We start from the raw sequence: 2497 nt of genomic DNA on the forward strand, positions 1-2497 counted from the left end.
CTCGAACGCATGGGCGACCTCGCCCGGCACCTGGCCCAGCTGGCGCGTCTGCGCTATCCGGCGTCAGTGGTCCCGGACCAGCTGCGGGAGACCTTCAAGGCTTTCGCGGAACAGGACCTGCTGATCGCCCAGAAGCTCACGGAGCTGCTGGCAACCCGCGACCTCGGCGTGGCCCGGGAGATCATGAAGGCCAACGGCGCCGTCAACGACCTTCACCTGAGCGTTTTCCAGGCGATCGCCCGCAGCGACTGGCAGGAGTCGCCGGCCACCACGGTGGACGTTGCCCTGGCCAGCCGCTACTTCGAGCGCTTCGCGGATCACGGCGTCTCCGTGGCCCAGAAGGTCACGTACCTGGTGACGGGCGCGTGGCAGCCGAGCACGATCGAGCACAACTGACTCCGGCCAACTGCGGCTGACTCAGCCGCAGTTACGGCTGAATCAGCAGCAGGTACAACGGCGCTGATAGCACCGCGCTGATACGAACGACGGCGTCCGGTCACCTTGGGGGTGGCCGGACGCCGTCGTTTGTGCGCTGTGCCTTACTTAGTGCCTGCCCGGGCGGGGGCCGGTTACTTCTTGCCCTGGTTGGCGACTGCCTTGATGGCCTCGGCGGCAGCCTCGGGATCGAGGTAGGTGCCGCCCGGGTTCAGCGGCTTGAAGTTCTCATCCAGTTCGTAGACCAGCGGGATGCCGGTGGGGATGTTCAGGCTGGCGATGTCCTCGTCGCTGATCCCGTCAAGGTGCTTGACGAGGGCGCGGAGCGAGTTGCCGTGGGCGGTGACCAGGACGGTCTTACCGGCCCTGAGGTCTTCTTTGATGTCTGATTCCCAGTACGGCATGAGCCGGATCAGGACATCCTTGAGGCATTCGGTGCGCGGGACGGCGTCGCCGAGGTCCGCGTAGCGCGGGTCCCCCACCTGGGAGAACTCGGAATCGTCAGCCAGGGGCGGCGGCGGGGTGTCGTAGGACCGGCGCCACAGCATGAACTGCTCCTCGCCGAATTCGGCGAGGGTCTGGGCCTTGTCCTTGCCCTGCAGCGCGCCGTAGTGGCGCTCGTTGAGCCGCCAGTCGCGCTTGACGTCGATCCAGCCGCGGTCGGCCTTTTCCAGTGCCATGTTCGCCGTGTTGATGGCCCGCTTCAACCGCGAGGTGTAGAGGATGTCGGGGAGGATGTTGTTCTCCACGAGCAGCTCGCCGCCGCGGACCGCCTCGGCACGGCCCTGGTCATTGAGGTCAACGTCCACCCAGCCGGTGAACAGGTTCTTGGCATTCCAGTCGCTGTGGCCGTGGCGCAGCAGAATCAGCTTGTAAGTCATGGTTTTCATCCTAGCCGAGCGGTTGGCGGCGGTGCCGAGCGTTACACCGCGCGCGTTTCAGAGCGTGCCTCACCTTCTGCTTCACCGCGTGCTTCAGGGCAACGCGGGGTCGCTCCCGGCCCATCCAGCGCCCATCACGGAAATGAGGTGACCCCGTGTTGGAGGATAGGCTTGGGCGGTGGTACAGAAGGCTGAACGGGTGCTGGCCCCCCGAAACAAGGGCGGAACGAGAGGCGGCGCGCGCGGCGGCAGGCCCGTGGGTAACGTGACCCGCGGAACCACGAACCCCAACCGGATGCGCCGCGTGGACCGCTGGCTGACCGGGCCGCAGGCATGGCGGCTGCGGGCCGCGGCCCATCCTCTCGCCGTCGACCTCGGGTACGGCGCCTCACCGGCCACCGCCGTCGAACTTTTCGAACGCCTCGCCGCGGTCCGCGGGGACGTACAAATGGTGGGGATCGAAATCGAACCGGAGCGCGTCCGGCAGGCCCAAGCCCTTGAACGGCCCGGCCTAAGGTTCCAGCTGGGCGGCTTCGAACTGCCCATGACCGGAAAGCCCGTGCTGGTCCGCGCCTTCAACGTGCTGCGGCAGTACGAGGAAACCGACGTGGCGGGCATCTGGCGGCTGGTGCAGGACCGGCTGGCCCCGGGCGGGCTGTTCGTCGACGGCACGTGCGATGAGATCGGGCGGCGCGCCGTCTGGGTGGCGCTCGACGTCGAGCGGCCGCTGAGCCTGAGCCTGTCCATGCGGTTCGGTGCCTTCGTGCTGCCCTCCGACGTTGCCGAAAGGCTCCCGAAGGCCCTGATCCACCGCAACGTGCCCGGCGAGAAGATCCACGCCTACCTGCAGGCGATGGACCAAGCTTGGCTGGAAGCGGCGCCGCTGGCGGCCTTCGGAAACCGGCAGCGCTTCGGGGCTATGTGCCGCGCACTGCTCGACGCCGGTTGGCCGATCCAGGACGGCCCGTCCCGCTGGCGGCTGGGCGAAGTGACGGTCGGCTGGGAAGCCGTGGCCCCGGGAGCTTAGGCGCCGGGGGGTGGGCCCACGCCGGCGGGGTTCCCTGGGCGAGCTTGCGAGCTTAGGGTGCCGGTGTTGGGCCCACGCCGGCAGGGTTCCCTGGGCGAGCTTGCGAGCTTAGGGTGCCGGTGTTGGGCCCACGCCGGCAGGGTTCCCTGGGCGA

General features: G+C 68.2%; 3 protein-coding genes. 2 read left to right on the plus strand and 1 reads right to left on the minus strand.

What is annotated here, in order from left to right:
- The coding region (locus tag LQV45_RS25680) for a PhoU domain-containing protein (protein ID WP_290370317.1) at positions 1-396 on the plus strand (396 nt) is incomplete at its 5' end.
- Positions 397-569: 173 nt separating this feature from the next.
- Here LQV45_RS25680 and LQV45_RS25685 read toward each other — a convergent pair.
- On the minus strand, positions 570-1316 hold the full coding sequence (locus LQV45_RS25685; RefSeq protein WP_230009468.1) for a phosphoglyceromutase: 747 nt from the start codon (positions 1314-1316) through the stop codon (positions 570-572).
- A 178-nt stretch (positions 1317-1494) separates the two neighbouring features.
- Between LQV45_RS25685 and LQV45_RS25690 the strand changes: the two genes are divergently transcribed.
- The gene (locus LQV45_RS25690; RefSeq protein WP_374208296.1) at positions 1495-2343 is read left to right on the plus strand and encodes a class I SAM-dependent methyltransferase; all 849 of its coding nucleotides are present in this window, start codon (positions 1495-1497) and stop codon (positions 2341-2343) included.
- The last annotated feature ends 154 nt before the right edge of the window (positions 2344-2497 follow it).

This window comes from Microbacterium sp. Bi128, from assembly GCF_918698205.1.

Coding starts and splice junctions, on each gene's coding strand:
- LQV45_RS25685 (WP_230009468.1), bottom strand. CDS start 1,316: ATGACTTACAAGCTGATTCTGCTGCGCCACGGCCACAGCGACTGGAAT.